The sequence below is a fragment of the Pseudomonas nitroreducens genome (assembly GCF_010994165.1).
Classification (GTDB): Bacteria; Pseudomonadota; Gammaproteobacteria; order Pseudomonadales; family Pseudomonadaceae; genus Pseudomonas; species Pseudomonas nitroreducens.
The window spans coordinates 248,888-275,673 of sequence record NZ_WMBX01000002.1 but is presented as its reverse complement, the minus strand read 5'-3'; the positions used below and the strand labels follow the sequence as shown (position 1 = coordinate 275,673).

Genomic DNA, 26,786 nt, shown 5'->3' with positions numbered 1-26,786 from the left:
CAGGCACCGTTCGTCGGCGGTGCCTTCCGTCCCACACGAATCAGTTGGAGTCGTAGTCGATGAACCAGGCGCTCTGGAGCCCCTCCCCCGAACGCATCGCCGCCACCCGCATGGACGCCTTCCGGCGCAAGGTAGCGCAGCAGCACGGCCTTGACCTGCCCGATTACGCCGCCCTGCACGCCTGGAGCATCGCCGAGCGCGAGGCCTTCTGGCTGGCCATCGTCGACAGCTTCGACGTGCAATTCCACGAGGCGCCCACGGCGGTCCTCGAGGAAGGCCCGGAAATGCCCGATGCGCGCTGGTTCCCCGGCGCCACCCTGAACTTCGCCGAACACCTGCTGCGCCGCCGCGACCACAAGCCGGCGTTGATCGCCGTCAGCGAGGATGAACAGCGCGAAGTGCTCAGCCACGCCGAACTGGCCGCCCAGGTCGCCGGCCTGCAGCGCGCCCTGCGCGAAGCCGGCGTGGGCGTCGGCGACCGCGTCGCGGCCTTCATGCCCAACACCTGGCAGACCGTGGTCGGCATGCTCGCCACCACCAGCCTGGGCGCCACCTGGTCGAGCTGTTCGCCGGACTTCGGCACCCAGGGCGTGATCGACCGTTTCGGCCAGATCGAACCCAAGGTGCTGATCGCCTGCGCCGGCTACCGCTACGCCGGCAAGGTGCTGGACCTGACCGCCAAGCTCAACGAAATCCTCGCCCAGTTGCCGAGCCTCGAACAGTTGCTGATCGTCCCCTACGCCAACGGCCATGCGCGCCGCACGGACTTCCAGACGCCGGCGCGGGTCAGCCTCTGGCAGGACTTCTTCCACAGCGGCGGCGAGCCCGTATTCACCCCGGTGCCCTTCGACCACCCGCTGTACATCCTCTACTCCTCCGGCACCACCGGCGTACCCAAGTGCATCGTCCACGGCACCGGCGGCGTGCTGCTGCAACACCTGAAGGAACACGGCCTGCACGTCGACCTGGGGCAGGACGACACGCTGTTCTACTACACCACCTGCGGCTGGATGATGTGGAATTGGCTGGTCTCCGGCCTGGCCGTCGGCGCCACGCTGGTGCTCTACGACGGCTCGCCCTTCCACCCCGGCCCCGAGCGCCTGATGGACCTGATCGATGCGGAACACATCAGTGTCTTCGGCACCAGCGCCAAGTACATCGCGGCGCTGGAGAAAGCCAATGTGCGCCCGCGCCTGACCCACTCGCTGGAGCGTTTGAAGACGCTCCTCTCCACGGGTTCACCGCTGGCCCACGAGAGCTTCGACTACGTCTACCGCGAGGTGAAACCCGACCTTTGCCTGTCGTCGATTTCCGGCGGCACCGACATCGTTTCCTGCTTCGCCATCGGCAATCCGACTGCGCCGGTCTGGCGCGGGGAAATCCAGTGCAAGGCGCTGGGCATGGCAGTTGAGGTCTGGGACGAGACGGGTAAAGCGGTGCACGGTGAAAAGGGCGAGCTGGTCTGCGTGAAGCACTTCCCATCGATCCCGGTGGGTTTCTGGAACGACGAAAACGACGAGAAATTCCACGAAGCCTACTTCGCCACCTTCCCCGGCGTGTGGGCCCACGGCGACTACGCCGAAGAAACCGAGCACCGCGGCCTGGTGATCCATGGTCGTTCGGATGCCGTGCTCAACCCCGGCGGCGTGCGCATCGGCACCGCGGAAATATACCGCCAGGTGGAAAAGGTCGAGCAGGTGCTGGAATCCATCGCCATCGGTCAGGACTGGCAGGGCGACGTGCGCGTGGTGCTGTTCGTGCGCCTGCGCGACGGCGTGGAACTGGACGAGACACTGCAGGAGCGCATCCGCCAGACCATCCGCAGCAACACCACCCCGCGCCACGTGCCGGCGAAGATTCTCGCGGTCACCGACATCCCGCGCACCATCAGCGGCAAGATCGTCGAACTGGCGGTGCGTAACGTGGTGCACGGCCGGCCGGTGAAGAACACCGATGCGCTGGCCAATCCGCAGGCGCTGGAGTTGTTCAGGGATCGCAAGGAGCTGGAGAGCTGAGTCTCTCCAGAGTCGTGGGAGCGGCTCTTGATCTCATGGGAGCGGAGTTTCTCCGCGAGACTTCCCCGCTCGGACTATCGCAGGGTCGTAGGGCGGACGAGCATCAGCCAATCAGGCACCGCCCGGATGCGTGGTCCGGGCGGCGCTGAATCAGGCGTCGTCCAGCGACTCGGTACCCAGCTCGTCCCACACCGCCTCGGCGAGGTGGAAGGTGGCGTTGGCGGCGGGGATGCCGCAGTAGATAGCGCTCTGCAGCAGCACTTCCTTGATCTCTTCGCGGGTCACTCCATTATTGCGCGCGGCGCGCAGGTGCAGTGTGAGTTCGCCCTCGCGGTTCATGCCGATCAGCATGGCGATGGTGATCAGGCTGCGGGTGTGGCGCGGCAGGCCGGGGCGGGTCCAGATGTCACCCCAGGCGTGGCGGGTGATCATTTCCTGGAACTCTTCGTTGAAGGCGTTGCGCTTGGCCAGGCTGCGGTCGACGTGGGCATCGCCGAGTACCGCGCGACGCACCTGCATGCCGGCTTCGTAGCGTTCTTTTTCGTCCATCTCAAACTCCAAATCGGAACCTTGTAGGAGCGAGCAATTACGCGCGCAGGAAGGAAAGCACGCGCTGGCTGAAGGCATCCCCCGCCTGCACGTTGGACAGGTGCGCAGCGCGGAACTCCACCAGCTCGGCGCCGGGAATGCGCGCCTGCAGGAAGCGGCCGTCCTCGGTAGTGGTCACCGGGTCGACTGAGCCGCAGACCACCAGGGTCGGCGCGGTGATCGCACCGATCTCGCCACGGAAATCGGCATCACGCACGGCTGCGCAGTTGGCCGCATAACCTTCCGGCGACGTCTGCGCCAGCATGCCGACGATGGGCTCCACCTTGCCCGGCTCAGCCTCGGCAAAGTCAGCGGTGAACCAGCGCGAGATCGACGCGTCACGCAGGTTGCGCATGGCCTTGGCACCGCCGCTGAGTACGGTCTCGATGCGCGAGTTCCAGACTTCCGGGGTGCCGATCTTCGCGGCGGTATTGCACAGCACCAGCCGCGAGAGGCGCTCCGGCGCATGGATGCCCAGCCACTGACCGATCAGGCCGCCCATGGACAGACCACAGAAATGCGCGCGCGGAATGTCCAGCGCGTCCAGCAGCGCCAGCACGTCGCGGCCGTTCTGCTCGACGCTGTAGGGGCCGGGGGTGACCAGCGAAGCGCCGTGGCCACGGGTGTCATAGCGCAGCACGCGGAAGTGTTCGGCGAAGGCCGCGACCTGCGCGTCCCACATGTGCAGGTCGGTGCCCAGGGAGTTGGACAGCACCAGCACCGGCGCACCGGCCGGGCCGTCCAGTTGGTAGTTCAGGTCGCCATCGGCGAGACGTACGGCAGGCATGCAAGGCTCCTATCGGGATTCTTTGCGCAAGGAAAGTTCTTGGTGTTCGGCCAGCGTGCGCTCGACCCAGCGGCGCGCCTGACCCAGGTAATGGGCAGGATCGAGAAGACGATCCAGCTCCTCGGCATTCAGTTGTGCAGTGACCTCGGCATTGGCGCCGAGCACCACGCGCAGGTGCGCGCCCTCCTTCACCGCCTGCTTGCAGCACTTTTCCACCAGATGGTGCGCGGCATCACGGCCGATACGCTGGGCCAGGGCGATGCTCACTGCTTCGGCGAGCACCAGGCCGCGGGTCAGGTCGAGGTTGGCGAGCATGCGCTCGGCGTCGACTTCCAGGCCCGGCACGAGGGACAGCGCCTGTTGCAGGGCACCCGAGACGAGGCAACACAGCTCCGGCAGGCTTTCCCACTCGGCGTGCCACAGGCCAAGGCTGCGCTCGTGTTCCTGGGGCATGGCGGCGAATAGCGTCGAGACCAGCCCCGGCGCACGGGTGGCCGCACCGATCAGCACGGCAGCGCCCACCGGATTGCGCTTGTGCGGCATGGTGGAGGAACCACCCTTGCCCGGCGCGGATGGCTCGAAGACTTCGCCGGCTTCGGTCTGCATCAGCAGGCTGAGGTCGCGGCCCAGTTTGCCGAGGCTGCCGGCGATCAGGCCGAGCAGGCTGGCAAACTCCACCAGACGGTCGCGCTGGGTGTGCCAGGGTTGCTCGGGCAGTTGCAGGTCCAGCTCTTCAGCCAACGTCTCAGCCACGGCAAAGCCCTTCTCACCCAATGCGGCGAGGCTGCCGGAAGCGCCGCCGAACTGCAGACAGAGCAGGCGCGGCTTGAGTTCGTCCAGGCGTTGGCGGTGGCGGGTCATCGCGCCCAGCCAACCGGCGATCTTCATGCCAAGGGTGACCGGCGTGGCATGTTGCAGCCAGGTGCGGCCGACCATGGGCGTACCGGCGTGGGCTTGTGCTTGAGCGACGAGCGCGTCGGCCAGTCGAGCGAGATCACTCTCCAGAAGCTCGATGGCAGCACGCAGTTGCAGGACCAGCCCGGAGTCCATGACGTCCTGGCTGGTGGCGCCCAGATGCACGTAGCGCTCGGCCTCGGCGTCCTCAGCGGCGATGCGCTTGCCCAGCGCCTTCACCAGCGGGATCGCGGAATTGCCGGCGCTGCAGATGGCCTGGGCCAGTGCCTCGAAATCGTAGAGCTCGGCGCGACAGGCAGCGGTGATGGGTGCCACCGCGTTCGCCGGGATCACGCCAACGCGGGCCTCGGCACGAGCCAGGGCGGCCTCGAAGTCGAGCATGCCCTGCACCCGGCCGTGGTCGCTGAAGATCGCGCGCATGGCGGGCTGGGTGAAGTAGGCGTCGAACAGAAGGTTGGTGCTCACGAGGCAGCTCCGGAGATCGGCGGGCGTTGTCGGGACAGTATGGCGCGTTGGGCGGCCCTCACCCCAGCCCTCTCCCAGCGGGAGAGGGAGCCGTTCGCAGTGAGAAGATATTCCGCCATGCATCCTGACACTTCAGGATGCGCACGCAATCACCGCCATGACGGACAATCCCCTCTCCCTCCGGGAGAGGGTTAGGGTGAGGGGCTCTTGGGATCACACCCGCTCGACCACCAGCGCCACACCCTGCCCTACGCCCACGCACATGGTGCACAGACCGAGCTTGCCGCCCGTCTTCTGCAACTGATGCACAGCAGTGAGCACCAGCCGTGCACCGCTGGCGCCCAGCGGATGCCCAAGGGCGATGGCGCCGCCGTTGGGGTTCACCCGCGCATCGTCATCGGCGACGCCAAGTTCACGGGTCACCGCCAGGCCCTGCGCGGCGAAGGCTTCGTTCAGCTCGATGACGTCGAACTGATCCATCGACAGATTCAGGCGCTCCAGCAGCTTGCGCACCGCCGGCACCGGGCCGATGCCCATCACCCGCGGGGCGACGCCGGCGCTGGCCATGCCGAGTACTTTCGCACGCGGTGTCAGGCCGTGTTTCTTCACCGCTTCAGCACTGGCGAGGATCAGCGCCACAGCGCCGTCGTTGACGCCCGAGGCGTTGCCGGCGGTGACGGTCTTGCCTTCGCCGTTCACCGGCTTGAGCTTGGCCAGCGCTTCCAGGGTGGTATCCGGGCGCGGGTGTTCGTCGGTGTCGACGACGGTTTCGCCCTTGCGACCCTTGATCACTACCGGGACGATTTCCTCGGCGAAGTAACCGGAAGCCTGGGCGACGCCGGCGCGCTGCTGGCTGCGCAGGGAGAAGGCGTCCTGGTCGGCACGGTTGACGTTGTAATCGTCGGCCACGTTGTCGGCGGTCTGCGGCATCGCGTCCACGCCGTACTGCGCCTTCATCAGCGGGTTGATGAAGCGCCAGCCGATGGTGGTGTCCTCGATCTTCTGCCCACGGCCGAAGGCGCTGTCGGCCTTGCCCATCACGTAGGGCGCGCGGGACATGGACTCCACACCACCGGCGATGACCAGTTCGGCCTCGCCGCTGGCGATGGCGCGGAAGGCGGTGCCCACCGCGTCCAGGCCAGAGGCGCAGAGACGGTTGAGGGTCACGCCCGGCACGCTCTCCGGCAGGCCCGCCAGCAGCAGCGCCATGCGCGCGACGTTGCGGTTGTCCTCGCCGGCCTGGTTGGCGCAGCCGAGGTAGACCTCGTCCAGCGCGGCCCAGTCGACCTGCGGATTGCGCTCCACCAGCGCCTTCACCGGCACGGCGGCGAGGTCGTCGGCGCGCACACCGGCCAGCGCGCCGCCGAAGCGGCCGATGGGCGTGCGCACTGCGTCACAGATGAAGACCTCGCGGCTCATTCCTCACCTCCCTGCTGACCATGGGCGGCAGCGGTGCGGGCCTCCAGGGCGCGCAGGGCTTCCAATTCGACCTCGGTCGGCGCGACGGTTTCGCTCACCTGCTCGGCGAAGCGAATCGCCCAGCCAGTTGCTTCCACGACCTGCTCGCGGGTCACGCCCGGGTGCAGCGAGGTGACGATGAATTCGTTGCTGCCGGCTTCCGGTTCCATGATGCACAGGTCGGTGATGATCGCCACCGGGCCTTTTCCGGGAAGGCCCAATTGCTGGCGGTGGTCACCGCCCTCGCCGAAGCCGACCGAGGTGATGAAGGCCAGCTTGTCGACGAAGGTGCGGTGGGACTGCTTCAGGATGATCAGCACTTCCTTGGCGGAACCGGCGATTTCCGGCGCGCCGCCGGCGCCGGGCAGGCGCACTTTCGGCTTGTTGTAGTCGCCGATGACGGTGGTGTTGATATTGCCGAAGCGATCGACCTGGGCCGCGCCGAGGAAGCCGACGTCGATGCGCCCGCCCTGCAGCCAGTAACGGAAGATTTCGCCGGTGGGCACCACGGTGTCGGCGGTTTCGGCCAGCTCGCCGTCACCGATGGAAAGCGGCAGCACGCTGGGCTTGGCACCGATGGGGCCGGATTCATAGATCAGGACCACGTCCGGCGAGGCAGTCAGACGCGCGAGGTTGGCAGCCTTGGACGGCAGGCCGATGCCGACGAAGCAGACGGCGCCGTTCTTCAGGCGGCGGGCGGCGGCCACGGTCATCATTTCATTGGTGCTGTAGGCGCTCATTACTTGGCCTCCGCGAGCTTGGTCTGGAACTCGGCAAAATCCTTGGTGCCGCGGATGTAGGTATCGATCCAGGCGTTGAAGGTGTCGCGGTCGCGGGCGATCGGGTCCCAGGCCTGGTAGAAGCGGTTGTCGCGCTCGGAGTAGCCGTGGGCGTAGGACGGGTGCGAACCGCCGGGCACCAGGCAGACGGCGGACAGCGCCCAGGTCGGCAGCACGCAGGAGTTCATCGGCGCGTTCAGGTCGTCGACGATTTCTTCCACGGTAACGATGCAGCGCTTGGCGGCCAGTGCGGCTTCCTTCTGCACACCGAGGATGCCCCACAGCAGCACGTTGCCCTTGCGGTCGGCCTTCTGCGCGTGGATCACGGTGACGTCCGGGCGTACCGAAGGCACGGCAGCCAGTTGCTCGCCGGTGAACGGGCAGTTGATGAACTTGATGTTCGGGTTGACCTTCGGCAGGTCGGAGCCGGCATAAGCGCGCAGCACCGCGAACGGCAGACCCGAGGCACCGGCGACGTAGGAGTTGGCCAGGTCGGCGTGGCTGTGCTCGTCGATCTCCAGCTCGCGCGGCCAGCCCTTCTCCACCGCGTCACGCAGGCGATGCAGTGAACCGACGCCAGGGTTGCCGCCCCAGGAGAAGGTCAGCTTGCGTACGCAGCCGGCACCGATCAGCAGGTCGTAGACCAGATCCGGCGTCATGCGGACCAGGTGCAGATCTTTCTTGCCCTGGCGAATCAGCTCGTGGGAGGCGGCGGTCGGGATCAGGTGGGTGAAGCCTTCGAGGGCGACGGTATCGCCGTCGTTGACGAAGCGCTCGACCGCTTCGCGGAGAGTCAGGAGTTCAGCCATGGTCGGTCTCGTTGTAGGGGTGGTGCAGGTGGGAAAAAGGTACCGCCGGGGGGATGGGCAAACAATGCGATAATCGACTATTGGTGCGAATATCGAACACTTCTCTTAGGGGACTAACGGCTGCGCTGCGAGTGAGGATTGCCATTTGAGCGAGTGCGCGGGAGGCGCAGCCCCCTGCAGGAGGGAGCTTGCTCGCGAACCCGCCCGGCGCCGGAGCAGCCGGAGAATCCGTTCGCGAGCAAGGACTGGGCGTACCCTCGGTCCTACCCGGTCAGACCTCCTGCAGCGCGCGAGGACGATTGCTGCGGTCTTCGGCTCCGGCAGCGACGGCCCGCTGCAGCTGGAAATCGAACTCGATCTCGGCGAAGCGCCCTTCCACACCGCGCGCCTTGGCCGCCGCCGCGTCCTCGACGAAACGCACCTCGCCGATCAGCCCATCGCGGGTGGCGTAGGCGAAGTCGTCCCACAGGTACTGATCACCGGCCAGGTTGATCTGCGTGGTCAAGTGGCGATGCCCCGACGCGGAGATGAAGAAGTGGATGTGCGCCGGGCGCTGGCCGTGGCGGCCGAGTTGGTTCAGCAGCTCCTGGGTCGGGCCGTCCGGCGGGCAGCCGTAGCCGCTGGGCACGATGCTGCGCGCCTGGTAGCGGCCTTCGGCGTCGGTGACGATGCGCCGGCGCAGGTTGTACTCGGACTGGGTACTGTCGAAGTAGGAGTAGGTGCCCTTGGTGTTGGCGTGCCAGAGGTCGACCACGGCACCGGCCAGCGGTTTGCCGTCGAGGTCGAACACGCGACCGGAGAGGAACATCACGGTGCCGGCATCTTTTCCGTCATCCATCCGTGCCTCGCCCTCGGACAGCGGCGCACCGGCCACGTACAGCGGGCCTTCGATGGTGCGCGGGGTGCCGCCTTCGATGCCGACCGCCGCGTCCTGGGCGTCCAGCAGCAGGTCGAGGTAGTGCTCGATGCCCAGGCCGGCGACGACCAGCCCGGCCTCCTGGCGCGCGCCGAGGCGGTTGAGGTAGTCCACGGCTTTCCAGAACTCGTCGGGGGTGACGTTCATGTCCTCGATGAGCCTGGCGGTGTCCTGCAGGATGCGCAGGACGAGGTTCTTCACCCGCGGGTTGCCCTGATCGTTCAGGGCGCCGCTGGCTTCTTCGAAGAAGGTCTGGATGTCGGCAGTCTGGGAAATCTTCACGGTCATGGTGCGATCCTCAAGTCTTGTTCTTGTCGAGTCGTACGGAACGAAAATCAGCGGTCGTCGGCATGGATCGAGGACGGATGGCGGCAGAGCCCGTCGACCTCGATGTCCATGTAGGGGAACAGCGGCAGCTGCATCAGGGTGTCGTGCAGTTCCTCGACGCTGGCGAGGTCGAACACGCTGTAGTTGGCGTAGTGCCCAGCGATGCGCCACAGGTGACGCCACTTGCCCTCGCGCTGCAGGCGCTGGGCCAGTTCCTTCTCGTCGGCCTTGAGCTGGGCGGCCTTGGCCGGGTCCATGTCGACGGGCAATTTCACGGTCATCTTCACGTGGAACAGCATCGGGTCATCTCCTCTATCGGGCAGTCGGGAACAGGTTGAAAATCAGGTGCGGCGGAAGCGCGCCAGGCGCTCTTCGTCCAGGGTCAGGCCCAGGCCGGGCGTGCGCGGTACGTGCAGCTGGAAGTCGCGGTAAACCGGCGCCTCGGTGACAATCTCCTCGGTTAGCAGCAGCGGGCCGAACAGCTCGGTGGACCAGGTCAGCTTCTCCAGGGTGATGAAGGCGTGGGCCGAGGCCAGGGTGCCGACGGCGCCTTCGAGCATGGTCCCGCCGTACAGCGCGATGCCCGCCGCTTCGGCGATCTGTGCAGTGCGCAGCACGGCGCGCGGGCCACCGTTCTTGGCGATCTTCAGGGCGAAGATGCTGGCGGCGCCGTCGGCGGCGAGACTGAAGGCGTCGGCCACGCTCTCGATGGACTCATCGGCCATGATCGGTGCCGGGCTGCGCTGGTTCAGGCGCACCTGACCGCTGCGGTTGATGCGCGAGATGGGCTGTTCGATGAGGTCGATACCGTTCTCGCCGAGCACCTGGCAGCCACGGATGGCCTGAGATTCGTCCCAGCCCTGGTTGACGTCGACACGTACGCTGGCGCGCTCGCCCAGGGCCTTCTTGATCGCCACCACATGCTTGAGGTCCTGCTCCAGCGGGTTGGCGCCGATCTTCAGCTTGAAGATGCGATGACGGCGGATGTCGAGCATCTGCTCGGCTTCGGCGATGTCGCGGACGGTGTCGCCGGAGGCCAGAGTCCAGGCCACTTCGAGGCTGTCGCGCACGCGGCCGCCGAGCAACTCGCTGACCGGCAGGCCGAGACGCTTGCCCTGGGCATCGAGCAGCGCGCTCTCGATCCCGGAGCGGGCGAAGGTATTGCCCTTGATCGACTTGTCCAGGCGCTGCATGCAGGCGTTGATGTTGCTGGCGTCCTGGCCCTGGAGCAGCGGCGCAAAGTGCGCGTCGATGTTGGCCTTGATGCTCTCCGGGCTTTCGTTGCCGTAGGCCAGGCCGCCGATGGTGGTGGCTTCGCCGATGCCCTCGACGCCGTCGGAGCAGCGCAGGCGGATGATCACCAGCGTCTGTTGCTGCATGGTGTGCATGGCCAGCTTGTGCGGGCGAATGGTCGGCAGGTCGACGATGATCGACTCGATGCGTTCGATGACGGGGCTACTCATGGACGGCGTTCCGGTCTGGGATTTCTGGATGGGCCGGGACGCACGTCGGCGATACCCGGAAGGTCTTTTCACGTTTGGCAAAGGATTGCGCCGGGGCCTGCAGGCAGTCCAATATCGATGCCGTCTTGTTGCATACCCTGGAGGTATCATGGAGCTGCGACACCTGCGCTACTTCCGCGAAGTGGCCGGCACCCTCAACTTCACCCGCGCCGCCGAGCGCCTGCACATCGCCCAGCCACCGCTGAGCCGGCAGATCCAGCAGCTCGAGGAACTGCTCGGCGTGCCCTTGCTGGAGCGCGGCCGGCCGCTGCGCCTGACCGACGCCGGACGCTATTTCCACGAGCAGACCGGCACCCTGCTGGCGCAGCTGGAGGGCATCTGCGAAAGCACCCGGCGCATCGGCCTGGGCGAGCGCCAGTGGTTCGGCATCGGTTTCGCGCCGTCGACGCTGTACGACGGCCTGCCCGAGCTGATCCGCGAGCTGCGCAGCGATGCCGGGCTGGAGCTGGGTTTGCAGGAAATGACCACAGTGCAGCAGGTCGAGGCGCTGAAAAGCGGGCGTATCGACATCGGCTTCGGGCGCATCCGCATCGACGACCCCGCCATTACCCAGCAGGTATTGCGCGAGGAGCCGATGGTCGCCGTGCTGCCGGCCGGGCATCGCCTGCTTGGCGCGCCGCTGAGCCTGGCGCAACTGGCCGGCGAGGACTTCGTGCTCTACCCCGCCAACCCGCGCCCCAGCTATGCCGACCATGTACTGGCGCTGTTCGCCAACCATGGCCTGAGCGTGCGCGTGACGCAGTGGACCAATGAGCTGCAGACCGCCATCGGCCTGGTCGCCGCCGGCCTGGGCGTGGCACTGGTGCCGGCGTCGGTGCAACAGCAGCACCGCGCCGACATCGGCTACGCCAGGCTGACCGACGCCGAGGCGGTCTCGCCGATCATCCTCAGCCAGCGCCGCGGCGACGTCAGCACGCCATTGCAACGCTGCCTGCAACTGATCGGCGCGAACCTGCCGTAAGCAGAACATGGCGGCGCCTCAGCCCAGGTCGCCGCCACCCACCGGCAAAGTCACGCCGGTGATGTAGCTGGCTTCGTCGGAGGCGAGGAAGAGGATCGCGCCGACCTGTTCGTCGATGGTCCCGTAACGCTTCATCAGGCTGCTGTTCTCGGTCTGGTCGATGATCTGCTGGTACCAGACTTTCTCCTGCTCGCTCTGCTGCGCTGCATTGCGCGGGATGCGCCGGGGCGGCGCCTCGGTGCCGCCGGGTGCGGTGGCATTCACCCGTACGCCGCGCTCGGCGGTCTCGAAGGCCAGGCAGGCGGTCAGCGCGTTCACCCCGCCTTTCGCCGCGCCGTAGGGCACGCGGTTCACCCCGCGGGTGGCAATGGATGACACGTTGACGATGGCGCCCGCGCCCTGCTCCAGCATCGGCACCAGCGCCGCGCGGCAGCACCACAGGGTGGGGAACAGCGAGCGGCGCACCTCGGCTTCGATCTCGTCTTCGGCGTAGTGCTCGAAAGGTTTGGCCCAGATGGTGCCGCCGACGTTGTTGACCAGGATATCGAGGCGGCCGAAGCGCTCGATGGTCTGCGCGACCACACCCTGGCAGTCGGCGAAACGCTCCAGGTCGGCGGTGAGAGTGAGGACTTCGCCGTGCTGGCCGAGGGCGTCCCGCAGTTCGTGGACGATCTCCGAACGGTCCACGGCGATGACCTTCGCGCCCTCTTCCACCAGCCGCTCGGCGACGCGCCGGCCGATGCCCTGGGCGGCGCCGGTGACGAGGGCAATCTTGTTGTTGAATCTTTTCATGGTGACCTCATGGCACTGGAGCGAGCCGCCCTGTAGGACCGAGGGGGGCGCCTAGCCCTTGCTCGCGAACCAAAGCCCCGCTGCGAAGCTGTTCGCGAGCAAGCTTGCTCCTACGAAGAGCCGCCCCGCGTGGGTTGTCGGGAATCAGGCAGCGCTGGCGGCGAACTTCTCGTAGTAGAAATTCGCCGGAGTGATGCCCTGTTCTCGGATGTACTGGCTGACCGCCTCGACCATCGGCGGCGGGCCGCAGAGGTAGAGGTCCACTTCGCCGTCGTTCAGGTGCGCCGGCTCGATGTGCTGGGTGACGTAGCCCTTGCGCGGGTAGCTGCTCTGCGGGCTGGCCACGCAGGCGCTGAAGGTGAAGTTGGGAATGCGCGCGGCGAAGTCTTCCAGCCGGTCCATTTCCACTAGGTCGACGTCGTGGGTGACACCGTAGATGAGGTGCAGCGGGTGTTCGCTGCCGCGCTCGGCGATCTGTTCGAGCATCGCGGTGAAGGGCGCGAGGCCCGTACCGCCGGCCAGCAGCAACAGCGGTCGGTTGATCTCGCGCAGGTAGAAGCTGCCCAGCGGGCCGGCCAGGGACAAGGCGTCGCCGGCCTTGGCCAGGCCGGTGAGGAAGCTGCTCATCAGGCCGCCCGGCACATTGCGGATCAGGAAGCTGACCTCACCGTCCTTCTGCAGCGAGCTGAAGGAATAGGCGCGGCTCTGCTCACTGCCCGGCACCTGCAGGTTGACGTACTGCCCCGGCAGGAAGGCCAGCCTGCTCAGCGACTCGCCCTTGATCGACAGCGCGATGGTACTTTCGGAGAGCTGGCGCACCGCGCTGATGTTCGCTTCGAAACTGGCCTGGGCGGTCTTGCAGACTTGCGAGGAAGCCGGCACGCGTACCACGCAATCGCTCTGCGCACGCATCTGGCAGGTGAGCACGTAGCCCTGCTCGGCTTCATCCTCGGTCAGCGCGTCCTCGATGTATTCCTGGCCCAGGTCGTAGCGGCCGGCTTCGGCGAAGCACTTGCAGGTGCCGCAGGCGCCGTCGCGGCAATCCAGCGGAATGTTGATGCCCTGGCGGTAGGCCGCATCGGCCACGGTCTCGCTCGGGCTGGCGTCGATGAAGCGGGTAACGCCGTCTTCGAAGTTGAGGGCGATCTTGTGGTTCATGGCGTGCACCTCGATGCCGCGCAGGCGGCGTCGCGCGCGGCGAATCCACGCGCGCGACGCACAGCCCTGACGGCGAAATCAGATGTGGTAGATGTCGATGACTTGCCTGACGTAGTCGTTCTTCAGCACGACCTTCTTCGCCTTCACCAACGGCCGTTCGCCACGCACGTCGTCGAGCGTGTAGAAGCTGGTGCCGAAGTAGCTGTCGACGGTCTTGTAGCGGAAGCTCAGGGTGTGCCAGTTGAAGCGCACCTGGCACTGCCCATCGGCCTCGCCGAGCACCTCGATATTGCTCAGGTTGTGCGAGGTGCGCGTGTCCGGCAGGGTCGCGCTGGAGCGCTCGGTCTTGATGCGGAACACGCGGTCTTCCAGGCCGCCACGGTTGCCGTACCAGATCAGCGAGATTTCCCGCTGCGGGTCTTCGGTGAGCTGGTCGCGGTCGTCCCAGGAGGGCATCCAGAAGGTGGCATCGGCGGCGTACAACTCCAGCCAGGCATCCCAGTCCTTGTCGTCGAGATAGCGCGCTTCGCGGTAGAGGAAGTCACGCACGAGTTCGTAGCGGCTCATCACACGCCCTCCTCTGTCAGCGCGATGCGATTGACCTGCTCGGCACCCAGCGCGTCGATCATGGTCTGCTGCCAGTACTGGTGCTGCAGCACGAACAGGCCCTCGTCCTCAGTGCGCACGCCGGACAGCGCCGGCGCCAGGTCGATTTCCCGCGCCGCGTCGTCGGCGCCTTCGATCCAGTGCTTCGCCCCGCGCGACATGTCGTTCCAGCCACCGGCACTACCCTGGTAGGCCTGCTGGCAGGAGCGGAATTCCTCCAGGTCGTCCGGCGTGGCCATGCCGCTGACGTTGAAGAAATCCTCGTACTGGCGGATGCGCTGGGCGCGCGCCTCGCTGCTCTCGCCCTTGGGCGCGATGCAATAGATGGTGATCTCGGTGCGGTTGACGTCGATGGGCCGGGCGATGCGGATCTGCGAGCTGAACTGGTCCATCAGGTAGACGTTGGGGTACAGGCAGAGGTTGCGCGAGTTCTCGATCATCCAGTCGGCGCGGGCCTGGCCATGGTCGCGTGCCAGCTCGTCGCGGCGCTCGAAGGCCGGGCGCGCCTCGGGGTTGGCCCAGCGGGTCCAGAGCAGCAGATGGCCGTGGTCGAAGGAGTAGAAACCGCCACCCTGCTTGGCCCAGCCACCGGCGCTCATGGTCTTCACGGCCTCGCCCGCTTCGCGCTGCTGACGCTGGTTCTGGGTGGCGGCGTAGTTCCAGTGCACGGAGCTGACGTGATAGCCGTCGGCACCGTTCTCGGCGGTGAGCTTCCAGTTGCCTTCGTAGATGTAGCTGGAGGAACCGCGCAGGACTTCCAGTCCTTCGGGGGACTGGTCGACGATCATGTCGATGATCTTCGCCGACTCGCCCAGATGCTCCACCAGCGGCTTGACGTCGGCCTTCAGGCTGCCGAAGAGGAAGCCGCGATAGGACTCGAAGCGCGCCACTTTGGTCAGGTCGTGGGAGCCTTCGCAGTTGAAGCCTTCGGGGTAGCCGGCCTCGGCCGGGTCCTTCACCTTGAGCAGCTTGCCGGAATTGTTGAAGGTCCAGCCGTGGAACGAGCAGGTGTAGCTGGAACGGTTGCCGGACTTTTGCCGGCAGAGCATGGCGCCCTTGTGGCTGCAGGCGTTGAGGAAGGCGTTGAGCACGCCGTCCTTGTTGCGCGCGATGAAGACCGACTGGCGACCGATCATGGTGGTCAGGAAGTCGTTCTTCTCGGGGATCTGGCTTTCATGGGCGAGGTAGACCCAGTTGCCTTCGAAGATGTGGGTCATCTCCAGGTCGAACAGGCGCGGGTCGGTGAACATCTCCCGGCGGCAGCGGTAGACGCCCTTCGCGGCGTCTTCCTCAAGCAGTGAACGCAAGTAGTCGATACCCAGGGACATGGCCAGGGCCTCCGTTGTTATTGTTCAGGCAGGCTCAGGTTAGGGCTGGGTACGCGGGGGCAATATCCGCTTTGTGCAGAGTGCTATCCGTTTTGTGCAGGCGTGCTGGTGAGCGGATGCCCTTGATTTGTGGCACGGGATTCGCGAGCAAGCTCGCTCCTACAGGCAGGGGCTGCCTCTGTGTGCTCTTGAGGGCTTCCAGAGCGACTTCCGAGCACTCCGAACGGCCCCGTTCAACGAGGGAATTTTTCGCCTAAGCGAAAAACCGGATGTCCGGGGCAAGACCTTTGGTTACTTTGGGCGGGGCGGCCATCCGTCGTTTGCCAAAGTGACTCGCCCGAGGGGGCGAAACAAAGAGTCGGAGCGCACGCCGATGCGGCGCAGGACGCCTAAACGGCACACCCATCCAATATTGGAACCAAGGCTAACCAGCAGGAACGGCTCAGGTGCGACGCTTGAAAGTTTCCGAAGGCAACTCGCCAAACTGCTGCCGATACCCCTCGGCAAACCGCCCCAGGTGCAGGAAGCCATAGTCCAGCGCCAACTCGGTCACGCTGCGGACGTTGCAAGCCGGGTCCGCCAAGCACGAGCGAATACGCTCCAGCTTGAGCCGGCGGATGTACTGCCGCGGCGTGGTGCCGGCCTGCCGCTCGAACAGCGCGTACAACGAGCGCAGGCTCATGGAGGCCTGGCGCGCCAGGGCTTCGACATCGATGTCCTCGCGCAGGTGGCCTTCGATGTACGCCTCGATGCGCTCGAAGGAGGCGCTGCCGCCAGCGATGGGCTCGCGGCTGACATTGGTCTTCAGCAGGGTCAGCAGCTTGCTGGCGACAATCTGCTGGTAGTGCTCGTCCACCCGAGCCAGACGCTCGCCGGCTTCGGACTCCTGGCAGACCATCGACAACAGGTTGACGAAGCCTTCCAGTTCGCCCAGCCGGTAGCGATTCTCGGTGAAGCGCACGCCACCGCGCGGTGCGTTCCAGCGCTGCTCGGCACAGATGGCTTCGAGCAGGGTCACCGGAATCTTCAGGATGAATTTCTCGCAGTCGTCCGAGTAGGTCAGGTCGACCGGATCGTCCGGGTTGATCAACAGCAGCTCGCCCGGCGCCAGGTAGCGCTCCTGGCGCTGGCCGCGCCAAAGGCAGTGGCCGCTCAACAGAATCTGCAAGTGGAAGATGCTTTCCAGTGCCGGCGAAGTGACGCGCACCGCGCCGCCATAGCTGATACGGCACAGGTCGAGGCTGGCGAAGCGGCGGTGGTTGAGGCTGGCCTGGGGATGACCGTGCGCCGGCAGGCGCAGGTCGTGGGTGCCCACGTGCTGGTTGACGTAACCGGAAACCGCGTAAGGATCGGCACGCTCGAATACACGGCTGCGCTCGCTCAGCAGGCTTTGCATAGAGGCACTCACAGTTGTTGTTAGTGGCCGCAATCTGCGTTGCGGTGCATCCAGTCTATGCAAGTGCAGCAGGGTCGGCGCGAGGCAGAGATGAATGGCAACACAATCCCTGCCCCGCTCGCTGCTCAGGTAGCGTCGGCGTGGCTCACCAGCCCCTTGACCAGCACCGCCGCCGTGGCGATCGCGGCCGGCACCATCAACGCGGTCAACACCTGCTCGAAGTTCCAGCCCAGGCCCAGCAGGGTCGCGCCGATCCAGGCGCCGAGGATGGCGCCGAAGCGGCCGATGCCGAGCATCCAGGACACGCCCGTGGCGCGTCCCTGGGTCGGGTAGAAGCGCGCGGCGAGAGACGGCATGGCCGACTGCGCGCCGTTCACGCACATGCCGGCAGCCAGCACCAGGGTCGCCAGGAGCGTGACGGTACCCAGGCTCTGCCCGACGAAGTAGGCGAACACGCCCGCCAGGCAATAGAAGATGCCGATGACCTTGTGCGGATTGAAGCGGTCCATGGCCCAGCCCACCGCCACCGAACTGAGCACCCCGCCGAGCTGGAACAGCGCGCCGATGAACGCGGCCTGCTCCATGCTCGCGCCGGCGTCGCGCATCAGCGTCGGCAGCCAGCTGGTGAGCAGGTAGACGATCACCAGGCCCATGAAATAGGTCAGCCACAGCAGCAGGGTTCCCGCGCTGTAGGTGCCGGAGAAGATCACCTTGAACACGTTGCGGCTCTGCACCGTCTTCTGTTCCGGCACGCTGAACTCGCGTGCCGTGACCACCTCGGCCGGCGCGATGGGCGCCAGCACGCGCTTGACCTTGTCTGCTCCGCGATTGCGCACCACCAGGAAACGCGCCGACTCCGGCAGCCATACCAGCAGCACCACCGCCAGCAGCAGCGGCAGAACGCCGCCGAGCAACAGCAGGCTGTGCCAGCCGTAGGCCGGGATCAGTTTGGCGGAGACAAAGCCGCCCGAGGCCATGCCGAGATTGAAGCCACAGAACATGCTGGTCACCAGCAGCGACTTGAGGCGCTCGGGGGTGTACTCCGAGAGCAGCGTGGTCGCGTTGGGCATCGCCGCGCCCAGGCCGATCCCGGTCAGCAGGCGCAGCGCCATCAGCTGTTCGAGGTTGCTGCTGTAGGCCGACAGAAGGCTGAAGAGTCCGAACAGGAATACCGCCACCACCAGTACGCCCTTGCGCCCGAAACGGTCGGCCAGCGGGCCGGAGCCCAGGGCGCCGAACACCATGCCGATCAACGCGGCGCTCATCACCGGACCGAGGCTGGCGCGGTCAATGCCCCAGTCCTGGGTCAGCGCCGGGGCGATGAAGCCCATGGCGGCGGTATCCAGACCGTCGAGGAAAACGATGAGGAAGCACAGCAGCACGATGCGGCACTGGTACAGCGACAGCGGCTGGGCGTTGATGAAGGACTGGACGTCGAGGGTGCCGGCAGCGGGCACGTGGGCGGAACTGGTCATGCGAAGACTTCCTGCGAAGGCGTCGTCGCGGGAAGGCCGGCTGGATCGCCCTGCACTCCCGCAAGCTGGACAGGAATGAGGCGCGAGCCGGTGGACGCAAGGACCGGCGGATGGGGCAGGCACACAGGGGCCATGGCTGACGCTCATTGTTGTTATTACCCGTCCGGCTGGACGGGTAGGAAACATTACGAATTGCCGTAGGACGATTCAATTCGTTAACCGCACCAGTGGGCGGTTAGCGAACGAGATTAAGGAGCCTGCTGCGGCTATGGCTAGAATGCGCCAGCCCGAAAGGAAAATCAGAGGAAGAAATGAACGACAACGAACGGAAATCGATCAGCAAATGGCTGTCGCTAATCCTGCGCCACAGCCCGGAAACTGCTGGGCTGACCCTGGACCAGAACGGCTGGGTGAGCGTCGACGAACTGCTGGAGCGGTCGGCCGGTAAGGGCCGTCAATTCAGCCGCGACATGCTCGAAGAGGTGGTGGCCACCAACGACAAGCAGCGCTTCACCTTCAGCGACGACGGCCTGCGCATCCGCGCCAATCAGGGCCATTCGGTCAGCATCGATCTGCAGCTGGAAGCCTGCGAGCCGCCGGAAGTGCTCTACCACGGCACTATTCCCGCCTCACTGGCGGCGATCATCCGTGACGGGCTGAAGCCCATGAGCCGCCAGCACGTCCACTTGAGCGCCGACCGCGAGACTGCCGATCGTGTCGGCTCGCGTCGTGGCAAGCCAACCATCCTGGTAGTACGCAGCGGCCAGATGTGGCGCGAAGGCCACCGCTTCTATCGCTCTGCCAATGGCGTCTGGCTGGCGGACGCCGTACCACCAGCGTACCTGGAACAACGCTGAGGAAAACTCAGTGGAACAGCCGCGTGCCCAGCTCGCGACTGGCCTCAAGCAGCACCGGCAGGAAGCGCGTTTCCAGTTCCTGGCGTGACACGCGCCCGGCGTGGGTGCCGACGTTCAGCGCGGCCAGCACCTGACCGGCGGAATCCTTCAGCGGCACGGCGATGGAGCGCAGCCCGACTTCCAGTTCCTGGTCGATGATCACCCAGCCCTGCTGGCGGATCTCGGCGATGCTCGCGCGCAGCATTTCCGGGGTGTGCACGGTACGGCTGGTTTTCACCTGCAGGTCGGCGTGGGCGAGGTAGTCCTCCAGCGCGTCGTCGTTCAGCCCGGCGAGCAGGATGCGGCCCATGGAGGTGCAGTACGCCGGCAGGCGGCTGCCGACGCTCAGGTCCACCGAAATCAGGCGCTGCGGCGTGGCCGAGCGGGCGATGTAGAGAATCTCGTCGCCTTCGAGCGTGGCCATCGAACAGGCTTCGTGCAGTTGCTCGCTCAAACGGTCGAGGATCGGTTGCGCGGTGACCGCCAGCGGCGTCGAGGACAGGTAGGCGTGCCCCAGGGTCAGCACCTTCGGCAACAGCGAATAGGTGCGGCCGTCGGAGGTGACATAGCCCAGCTTCATCAGCGTGTGCAGGCAACGGCGTACGGCGGCGCGGGGAATTTCGGTGCGGTGGCTGATCTGCGCGATGGTCAGGTGCCGTTTGCGCTCCTGGAACGCGTGGATCACCGCCAGGCCACGGGCCAGCGAGGTCATGAAGTTCGGGTCGCCGGTGAAGGCCTCGATGCGCTTGGCGGGCGAAGCGATGATCGGCGGCGCAAGGGGCGGCAGGCTGGCACGGGGGGAGTCGGTCATTGTTGTTGTCCTGGCAGGCGAATGCCGGGCGATTATCGACACGCATGGGCGATTATCGCAACACATTTGGCCGATTATCGAACAGAGGTTATCCATGCTTAGCGAATCTAGCGCATCGCGCCAGGTACAACCTGGGTTCGCGAGCAAGCTCGCTCCTTCAGGAAAACGCCTGCGCGCTCTTCGTAGGGTCAAGGGGACGCCTAGTCCTTGCTCGCGAACAACTCTCGACAGCCCGCGCGACCGCCTACAGCGACTCCAGCTTCAACTGCCGCAACCGGCTCAGCGTTCGCGAGAAGTCCAGCGCGGCCCCGCCCGCCGCCAACTCGTCCAGCGACACCGTGGCGAACAATTGCAGCCTCAACTGCCGGTCGTAGGCGATATCGATGAAGTTGAGGAAGCGCATGCTCACGTCCGGCGGGTAGTCCGCCAGCGGGCCGAGACCGCTCACCGCCATGCGCGGGAAATGCTCGATCAGCCACAGGTAATCGCTGGCTGAGCGCGGGCGTTCGAACATTTCGCTGAAATCCATCCACGCACAGTGATCGTCGTGGGCATGCACCTTCAGCGGGTGGTGATTGACGCTGAGCACCTCGTCGAACTTCGCGTCCGCCGCCAGCCCCAGTCGGGAACCGACCAGTTCGAGATCATCGGCGCGCGCCGGCCAGAGGAAGCTGCCCCACTCTTCCAGCGACGTACTGTGCTCGCGATAGTCCTGCCCGGCATCCACCGAAATCACGTCGAAGCGCTTTTCGATCAGCTCGATGGCCGGACGGAAGCGCTCGCGGTACAGCGGGTTCGGACAGAGATTTTCCGGTTCATAGTTGGACGTACAGACCAGGCCTACGCCTTCGTCCACCAGCACCTTCAGCATCCGCCCCAGGAGCATGGCGTCGCCGATGTCGTGCACGTGGAATTCGTCGAAGCACAGCAGCCTGGTTTCCTCGGCGATGACGCGGGCCACGCGCACCAGCGGGTCGGACTGCCCGGTGATCGCCAGCATGCGTGATTGCAATTCCTGCAGGAAGGCATGGAAGTGCACGCGGCGCTTGGCCTGGGTCGGCGCGGCGGCGAAGAACTGGTCCATGACGAAGCTCTTGCCGCGCCCCACACCGCCCCACAGGTAGACGCCTGCGACTGGTTTGCGCAGGAAACCGTGACGCCCGGCAAGGAAGTCGTCGAGCCAGGTGGCGAGGTGGTCCACCGCCGTCACCTGAGCCTCGTCCGCCCGATAGCCGCGCTCGTCGAGCGCGGCCGCGAAGTGCCGCCGAACGCGGTCGGCGACCGGTTCGGCGGATGTCTCATGGAGTCGTGTATCAGAAGTCAAAGAACACCGTTTCCGCATTTCCCTGGACGCGGATATCAAACCGGTAAGCGAGCCTCCCGTCCACCTCGCAACGCTTTGCAATGAGGGTTTGCCGACGTTCGGGCTGCTCGATCAGGTTCAGGACCGGGTCCACGGCATTCGCTTGCGCCTCGTCGTCGAAGTACAGGCGCGTCTGCAAATGGAGATTGATACCCCGGGCGAACAGCGAGACGTTGATGTGCGGCGCCATGGGCACACCGGCAGCATTTTTCACCACACCGGGCTTGATGGTCTGCACCTGCCACTCGCCAGCATCGAAGGTCGTTGCCGTGCGTCCGAAGCCATTGAAGGGCTTTTCCAGATCGAAGGCAGTGTCATACACGCCCTCATGATTCGCCTGCCACAACTCGAGGAAGGAATCGCGGATCAGGTGGCCGTTGCCGTCGTACACATGGCCGATCAGCAGGATGTGTTCGCCGGGCGCGCCGGACTTGGCCATCTCGCTCCAGATTTCCTGGTCACGGGCCGGATTACCGGCGGCGGCCAGCGCCAGGCCGATGTGCACGTAGGGGCCGGCGGTCTGCGAGGGGGTTTCCGGCAGCAGTTCGATAGGCATGGTCGGTCCTCCTCACTTGTTCTCGAAATGGGTCTTGCGCTGGCCGCGCAGCACGATGTCGAAGCGATAGGCCAGGCAGTCCATGGGGTTGGCGTTGCTCATGTCGAGCTTCGCGATCAGGCTTTCCACCGCATTCGGGTTGGCGATGGACCTGACGATGGGGCACATCGGAATCAGCGGGTCGCCCTCGAAGTACAGCTGGGTGATCAGCCGCGTGGAGATCGACGGGCCGCTGATGGAGAAGTGGATGTGCGCCGGGCGCCAGTCGTTCGGGCCGTTGCGCCAGGGATACGGGCCGGGCTTGATGGTGCGGAAGACGTAGCGTCCTTCGCTGTCGGTCAGCGCACGGCCGACGCCGCCGAAGTTCGGGTCCAGCGGCGCGAGATAACGGTCGTTCTTGTGGCGATAACGGCCGCCGGCGTTGGCCTGCCACATCTCCACCAGGGTATGCGGCACGGGCTTGCCGTACTGGTCCATGACCCGGCCGGAAACGACGATGCGCTCACCGATGGGCAGGCCACCGTTGTTGAAGTTGAGCAGCAGGTCATTGTCGTGCTCGCCCATCTTCAGGTGCGAGAAGTCCGGGCCACTGGTTTCGGAAACCGATTGCGGAATGCTCACCAGCGCCTGGCGCGGGGAACGGGTGATGGAAGTCTTGTAGTCGGGCGTGAGGGCTTTGGGGTGCCAGTTTCGGTCACGAATGACGAAGCGGCTGTTTTCCGCGTCGGACATATCGGTCTCCTCTTGTTGGATTTATAGGAGCCTGTTGCATCAGGCAGTGCGGCAGAGTGTCACCCGCCCAACGGACCTGGAAAATTGAAAAGATACCCGCCATCCATAACCATAAGGTTATGGATAAGTCTCGCTGCGATAAGCTTCCCCCACCTCGCGCAGTACCTCCAGGCACCAGTGCGCACCGAGGGAAAGCGGCAGCGTCGAGTTGCTGCAAATCCCCACTGAACCGCCCGGTTCCTGTACATCCAGCGGCAGTTCGACCATCTCACCGGAGCGCAGGTCCAGGCGCACCGAATCCAGCGGAGCGATCCACAGCGCGTCGCTGGTCAATACATAACGGCGGCTGAGCACCGTGGACAGGGTTTCCAGCCTCTGGCGCGGCTGGCCGAGGCCGCTCTGCACCAGCAGGCTGTCGGCGGACTTGCGAATGGTAGTGCCGGCCAGCGGCAGCACCAGCGGCCAGTCGTCCAGCGCCGAGGGCGGCAGCGGGCGGCCCAGCAGCGGATGGCCGGCGCGGGCCACCAGGGTCATCGCCTCGCTGTACAGGTGTTCGAAAGCGAGCCCCTGGATCTGCGGGCTTTCGGTCATGCGACCGACCACCAGGTCCAGCTCGCCCACACGCAATTGCGAGAGCAGGTGCGCACTCGGCCCGGTCACCACGCTGACCACCAGCGCCGGGTGCCGCTCGTGCAGGCGCCGCACCGTCTCCGGCATCAGCAGGCTTTCGACAGTGGAGAGCACGCCCAGGCGTACCGTGCTGGAGACGTACTCGCCGCCGCGCAGGCTGTTCACGCCGTCACGCAGCGCCTGCACGCAGGGGCCGGCGTAGCGCAGGAAGGCTACTCCCGCTTCCGTCAGACTGGCCCCGCTCTTGCCGCGCTCGAACAAGCTGGCTTCGAGCAGGTCCTCCAGCTCCTTGAGCGTCTTCGAGATGGCCGGCTGGCTCACGGCCAGGGCATCCGCCGCGCGGGCCAGGCTGCCCTGGCGGGCCACTTCGAGGAAGCACACGAGGTGGCGGAACTTGATACGCGAATCGATATTCATGGCGGCTCAACGCAGCTCGCGGAACGCGCGGGGCGAAACCCCGGCGTAACGCTTGAAGAATCGGGAGAAATACGCGGGTTCGGAGAAGCCCAGGCTGTCCGACACCTGCTGGATGGTCATGGCTGTGTACACCAGGTTGCGCTTGGCCTCCAGCAGCAGGCGCTGGTGGATCATCTGCAGCGCCGACTGCCCGGCCAGGCGCCGGCACAGCGCATTGAGGTGCGCGGCGCTGATGCCCAGCGCCGCCGCGTAGTGCTCGATGGGCCGATGCAACCGGAAATCCTGCTCCAGCCGGCGGGAGAACGCCTGCAGATGCTCGACGCCGCGATCCTGCTGGCTTGCCTCCGCGCGGGACTGCTCCAGCGCCCGACGACTGAGCCAGACCAGCAGCATGTTGAGCAGCGATTGCAGCATCAGGTCGCGGCCCGGCGCCTGCCCGGCGTACTCGCGGTCGATGGATTCGAACAGCGCATCCAGGTGACGCTTGCCCTCGCCCACGGCAAAGCACGCCGGCTGCTCCAGCACCGTGCTTTCCAGCAGGCTACCGAGCTGTTCGGCCAGCGGCAGCCCCATGCTCAGCACCCAGCCCTGCACGTCCTCGGCGAAGCGAAAACCATGCACCGCCAGCGCCGGCGTGACCTGCAGCGACGCCTCGCGGATCAGCGTCAGCTGCCCCTCCACCTCCAGCTCCGCCGCACCGGCCTGCACGTAGAGCAGTTGCACCAGGTCGCCATGGCGATGCGGGCGGATTTCCCAGTCATGCAGGCGACTGCGCGAGGCGATCGACTCGCAGTGGATCAGGTCCGGCGTCGGCCAAACCGTCGTTTCGCCATACAGGCGGAACACCGGGACCGGATTGTCAGCACGTTGTTCGATCACCGCCCGCATCCATGAAAAATCCAAGAAGACTGTTGGAAATTACCTTCAAAGACCGATCCCATCCACAAAAAATGCAGGAGACAAAAACAACAGCGCTCTCCAAGGAGCCACGCCATGAAGACCCAAGTCGCCATTATCGGCGCCGGCCCTGCCGGCCTCCTGCTTGGCCAGTTGCTGCACAAGGCTGGCATCGACACCGTGATTCTCGAACGCCAGACCCCCGACTACGTGCTCGGCCGCATCCGCGCCGGGGTACTCGAACAGGGCACCGCCGACCTGCTGCGCGAAGCCGGAGCCGGCGCGCGGATGGACGCCGAAGGGTTGCTCCACGACGGTTTCGAGCTGGTGCTCAACGGCCGCCGCGAGCGCATCGACCTCAAGGCCCTCACCGGCGGCAAGCAGGTGATGGTGTACGGCCAGACCGAAGTCACCCGCGACCTGATGCAGGCCCGCGCAGCCAGCGGTGCGATGAGCGTGTATGAAGCGACTGACGTGGAGCTGCACGACGTCACCAGCGACAAGCCCTACGTCACGTTCACCCATCAGGGCGAACGCGTGCGCCTGGACTGCGACTACATCGCCGGCTGCGACGGCTTCCACGGCGTGGCCCGGCGCAGCATTCCCGCCGAGCGCCTGAGCGTCTTCGAACGCGTCTACCCCTTCGGCTGGCTCGGCCTGCTCAGCGACACCCCGCCGGTCAGCCACGAACTCATCTACGCCAGCAGCGAGCGCGGTTTCAGCCTGTGCAGCCAGCGCAGCGCCACCCGTAGCCGCTACTACCTGCAGGTAGGGTTGGATGAGAAGGTGGAGGATTGGTCTGACGGGCGTTTCTGGGACGAGCTCAAACGCCGTATTCCCGAGGACGTTGCGCGCCAGTTGGTGACCGGGGCGTCGCTGGAAAAGAGCATCGCCCCGCTGCGCAGCTTCGTGGTGGAGCCGCTGCAGTACGGCCGGCTGTTCCTGGTCGGCGATGCCGGGCACATCGTCCCGCCCACCGGCGCGAAGGGACTGAACCTGGCGGCCAGTGACGTTGACGCGCTGCATCGCATCCTGGTGAAAGTCTACGCCGACGGCCGCACCGACTTGCTGGCGCAGTACTCGCCGATTGCCCTGCGGCGCATCTGGAAGGCCGAGCGCTTCTCCTGGTGGATGACCTCAATGCTGCACCAGTTCCCCGACAGCGACGCCTTCACCCGGCGCATGCTGGAGACCGAGCTGGACTACTTCCTCGGCTCCGAGGCCGGGCGCACGACCATTGCCGAGAACTATGTCGGGTTGCCGTTCGAGGACGTGGCTTAGTGCCGACTCACCGAGCTTGCAGGAGCAACCGTCGTTCCCTGGCTGTTCGTACCGATGCTTTCCCCTCACCCCAACCCTCTCCCGGCGGGAGAGGGAGCCGTCCGTGCCGGCTGACGTTGAGGTTTCATCCTGCACCGAACGGTCCCCTCTCCCGCTCGCGGGAGAGGGTTAGGGTGAGGGTGAGGGGCTCTTGATCGGGCAGGAGCGAGCTTGCTCGCGAACCGCCCCAAAGGCGAACCCACTCGCACGACTGTTCGCGAGCAAGCTCGCTCCTACAAAAAGCATCACGATCTATCCTTTCCCTCCAGCCATATCGCTCGCCGCGACACCGCCGGAGGCCGTCATCGACCCGGACGAAACCAACTTCCTCAGCTACCTGCTCGCCGAAAGCGGCGACGGAGACGCGCGCGCCTTCGCCACGCTGTACCGCTGCACCGCCCCGCGCCTCTACCCCTTGGCGCTGAAGCTGAAGGCCGATCAGACACAGGCAGACGCCCTGCTGGTCGACACCTTCCTCCACGTCTGGACCGACGCCGACCGCTACCATCCCACGCGCATCGCCGCGCTGGACTGGATGATCGCCCTGCTCTACCAGCTCGCCGGCCACCCTTCCCCACCGCCCAGCGACGAACCCTGGCCGGAACTGCCGCCCCCGGACGAACTCTGGCCCGCCATCCATGCGCGCCTGCCCGATGACGAAGAGGATAGCCCCGGCCTGCGCTGGCCGCTGATCATCGCCAGCGTGGTCGGCGTGCTGATCGGCGCGGTGATCTGCCTGAGCCTGCTGATGGAACTGCGCTCCGCGACTTAGGCGCTTGCCTGAAAGACGATGGCTGCCGCCGCACATCCGCTCTCCGTATATCCGGAAACTCCCCGCCACACCCCGTAACCCGCCATAAAAACCC

26 protein-coding genes are annotated in these 26,786 nt (G+C 65.8%); 5 read left to right on the top strand and 21 right to left on the bottom strand.

Translation table 11 applies throughout. The features are described from left to right. The first annotated feature begins 59 nt into the window (after positions 1-59). Entirely contained in the window at positions 60-2,015 is a 1,956-nt protein-coding gene (locus tag GJV37_RS09240; protein WP_193452365.1) for an acetoacetate--CoA ligase, read from the top strand. A 150-nt stretch (positions 2,016-2,165) separates the two neighbouring features. On the opposite strand, the gene pcaC is transcribed toward GJV37_RS09240, so the two are convergent. From pcaC to GJV37_RS09195, 9 genes are all read right to left on the bottom strand, one after another. After that, complete coding sequence (gene pcaC / locus GJV37_RS09235; RefSeq protein WP_024765605.1) at positions 2,166-2,564, bottom strand: 4-carboxymuconolactone decarboxylase; 399 nt, start codon at positions 2,562-2,564, stop codon at positions 2,166-2,168. Positions 2,565-2,601: 37 nt separating this feature from the next. Beyond that, positions 2,602-3,390, bottom strand: a complete 789-nt coding sequence (pcaD, locus tag GJV37_RS09230; protein WP_193452364.1) for a 3-oxoadipate enol-lactonase — start codon at positions 3,388-3,390, stop codon at positions 2,602-2,604. 9 nt (positions 3,391-3,399) lie between these two features. Continuing rightward, positions 3,400-4,770, bottom strand: coding sequence for a 3-carboxy-cis,cis-muconate cycloisomerase (locus GJV37_RS09225; protein WP_193452363.1), 1,371 nt, complete (start codon positions 4,768-4,770; stop codon positions 3,400-3,402). Positions 4,771-4,983: 213 nt separating this feature from the next. Further along, entirely contained in the window at positions 4,984-6,189 is a 1,206-nt protein-coding gene (gene pcaF / locus GJV37_RS09220; protein WP_065084133.1) for a 3-oxoadipyl-CoA thiolase, read from the bottom strand. After that, positions 6,186-6,968, bottom strand: coding sequence for a CoA-transferase subunit beta (locus GJV37_RS09215; RefSeq protein ID WP_024767506.1), 783 nt, complete (start codon positions 6,966-6,968; stop codon positions 6,186-6,188). Before GJV37_RS09215 ends, pcaF begins: the two co-directional genes overlap by 4 nt. After that, entirely contained in the window at positions 6,968-7,816 is an 849-nt protein-coding gene (locus tag GJV37_RS09210) for a CoA transferase subunit A (protein WP_193452362.1), read from the bottom strand. Before GJV37_RS09210 ends, GJV37_RS09215 begins: the two co-directional genes overlap by 1 nt. A gap of 271 nt (positions 7,817-8,087) precedes the next feature. Next, positions 8,088-9,020, bottom strand: a complete 933-nt coding sequence (gene catA / locus GJV37_RS09205) for a catechol 1,2-dioxygenase (protein ID WP_193452361.1) — start codon at positions 9,018-9,020, stop codon at positions 8,088-8,090. 47 nt (positions 9,021-9,067) lie between these two features. After that, positions 9,068-9,358: a muconolactone Delta-isomerase gene (gene catC / locus GJV37_RS09200; RefSeq protein ID WP_015477003.1), complete on the bottom strand. Its 291-nt coding sequence runs from the start codon at positions 9,356-9,358 to the stop codon at positions 9,068-9,070. Between the two features lie 42 nt (positions 9,359-9,400). Next, positions 9,401-10,522 (bottom strand): muconate cycloisomerase family protein, encoded by a 1,122-nt coding sequence (locus GJV37_RS09195; RefSeq protein ID WP_193452360.1) that lies wholly within the window; start codon positions 10,520-10,522, stop codon positions 9,401-9,403. 148 nt (positions 10,523-10,670) lie between these two features. Here GJV37_RS09195 and GJV37_RS09190 point away from each other — a divergent pair, with 148 nt between their 5' ends. Then, positions 10,671-11,543: a LysR family transcriptional regulator gene (locus tag GJV37_RS09190; RefSeq protein ID WP_024763347.1), complete on the top strand. Its 873-nt coding sequence runs from the start codon at positions 10,671-10,673 to the stop codon at positions 11,541-11,543. Positions 11,544-11,561: 18 nt separating this feature from the next. On the opposite strand, the gene GJV37_RS09185 is transcribed toward GJV37_RS09190, so the two are convergent. From GJV37_RS09185 to pcaK, 6 genes are all read right to left on the bottom strand, one after another. After that, a complete protein-coding gene (locus GJV37_RS09185; RefSeq protein WP_169887819.1) occupies positions 11,562-12,335 on the bottom strand; it encodes a 1,6-dihydroxycyclohexa-2,4-diene-1-carboxylate dehydrogenase in 774 nt (257 codons plus the stop codon). Between the two features lie 144 nt (positions 12,336-12,479). Next, entirely contained in the window at positions 12,480-13,493 is a 1,014-nt protein-coding gene (gene benC, locus GJV37_RS09180; protein ID WP_024763345.1) for a benzoate 1,2-dioxygenase electron transfer component BenC, read from the bottom strand. A 78-nt stretch (positions 13,494-13,571) separates the two neighbouring features. Further along, entirely contained in the window at positions 13,572-14,060 is a 489-nt protein-coding gene (benB, locus tag GJV37_RS09175; protein WP_425326834.1) for a benzoate 1,2-dioxygenase small subunit, read from the bottom strand. After that, entirely contained in the window at positions 14,060-15,427 is a 1,368-nt protein-coding gene (benA, locus tag GJV37_RS09170; RefSeq protein WP_193452358.1) for a benzoate 1,2-dioxygenase large subunit, read from the bottom strand. The genes benB and benA overlap by 1 nt, the downstream gene beginning before the upstream one ends. 442 nt (positions 15,428-15,869) lie before the next feature. Further along, positions 15,870-16,823 (bottom strand): AraC family transcriptional regulator, encoded by a 954-nt coding sequence (locus GJV37_RS09165; protein ID WP_024763342.1) that lies wholly within the window; start codon positions 16,821-16,823, stop codon positions 15,870-15,872. Between the two features lie 125 nt (positions 16,824-16,948). Then, on the bottom strand, positions 16,949-18,298 hold the full coding sequence (pcaK, locus tag GJV37_RS09160; protein WP_024763341.1) for a 4-hydroxybenzoate transporter PcaK: 1,350 nt from the start codon (positions 18,296-18,298) through the stop codon (positions 16,949-16,951). Positions 18,299-18,609: 311 nt separating this feature from the next. On the opposite strand from pcaK, the gene GJV37_RS09155 reads away from it, so the two are divergent. Then, positions 18,610-19,155 (top strand): RNA 2'-phosphotransferase, encoded by a 546-nt coding sequence (locus tag GJV37_RS09155; protein WP_024763340.1) that lies wholly within the window; start codon positions 18,610-18,612, stop codon positions 19,153-19,155. A gap of 7 nt (positions 19,156-19,162) precedes the next feature. Here GJV37_RS09155 and GJV37_RS09150 read toward each other — a convergent pair whose 3' ends face one another. The 6 genes from GJV37_RS09150 to GJV37_RS09125 all read right to left on the bottom strand — a co-directional run bounded on the left by GJV37_RS09150 (position 19,163) and on the right by GJV37_RS09125 (position 24,579). Continuing rightward, positions 19,163-20,005: an IclR family transcriptional regulator gene (locus GJV37_RS09150; RefSeq protein ID WP_024763339.1), complete on the bottom strand. Its 843-nt coding sequence runs from the start codon at positions 20,003-20,005 to the stop codon at positions 19,163-19,165. A 244-nt stretch (positions 20,006-20,249) separates the two neighbouring features. Continuing rightward, positions 20,250-21,329: a cell division protein ZapE gene (zapE, locus tag GJV37_RS09145; RefSeq protein ID WP_193452357.1), complete on the bottom strand. Its 1,080-nt coding sequence runs from the start codon at positions 21,327-21,329 to the stop codon at positions 20,250-20,252. Beyond that, complete coding sequence (pcaG, locus tag GJV37_RS09140; protein ID WP_037015695.1) at positions 21,319-21,924, bottom strand: protocatechuate 3,4-dioxygenase subunit alpha; 606 nt, start codon at positions 21,922-21,924, stop codon at positions 21,319-21,321. The genes zapE and pcaG overlap by 11 nt, the downstream gene beginning before the upstream one ends. Before the next feature lie 12 nt (positions 21,925-21,936). Further along, positions 21,937-22,656 carry a protocatechuate 3,4-dioxygenase subunit beta gene (gene pcaH / locus GJV37_RS09135; protein WP_193452356.1) on the bottom strand — a complete coding sequence of 240 codons (720 nt, stop codon included), beginning with the start codon at positions 22,654-22,656 and terminating at the stop codon, positions 21,937-21,939. Between the two features lie 117 nt (positions 22,657-22,773). Further along, the gene (gene pcaQ / locus GJV37_RS09130) at positions 22,774-23,703 is read right to left on the bottom strand and encodes a pca operon transcription factor PcaQ (protein WP_193452355.1); all 930 of its coding nucleotides are present in this window, start codon (positions 23,701-23,703) and stop codon (positions 22,774-22,776) included. Between the two features lie 6 nt (positions 23,704-23,709). Continuing rightward, positions 23,710-24,579: a helix-turn-helix domain-containing protein gene (locus GJV37_RS09125; protein ID WP_420852373.1), complete on the bottom strand. Its 870-nt coding sequence runs from the start codon at positions 24,577-24,579 to the stop codon at positions 23,710-23,712. A gap of 117 nt (positions 24,580-24,696) precedes the next feature. On the opposite strand from GJV37_RS09125, the gene pobA reads away from it, so the two are divergent. Both pobA and GJV37_RS09115 read left to right on the top strand, forming a co-directional pair. Further along, positions 24,697-25,881, top strand: a complete 1,185-nt coding sequence (pobA, locus tag GJV37_RS09120) for a 4-hydroxybenzoate 3-monooxygenase (RefSeq protein WP_193452354.1) — start codon at positions 24,697-24,699, stop codon at positions 25,879-25,881. Between the two features lie 190 nt (positions 25,882-26,071). Then, positions 26,072-26,692 (top strand): sigma-70 family RNA polymerase sigma factor, encoded by a 621-nt coding sequence (locus GJV37_RS09115; protein ID WP_193452353.1) that lies wholly within the window; start codon positions 26,072-26,074, stop codon positions 26,690-26,692. Positions 26,693-26,786 lie beyond the last annotated feature (94 nt).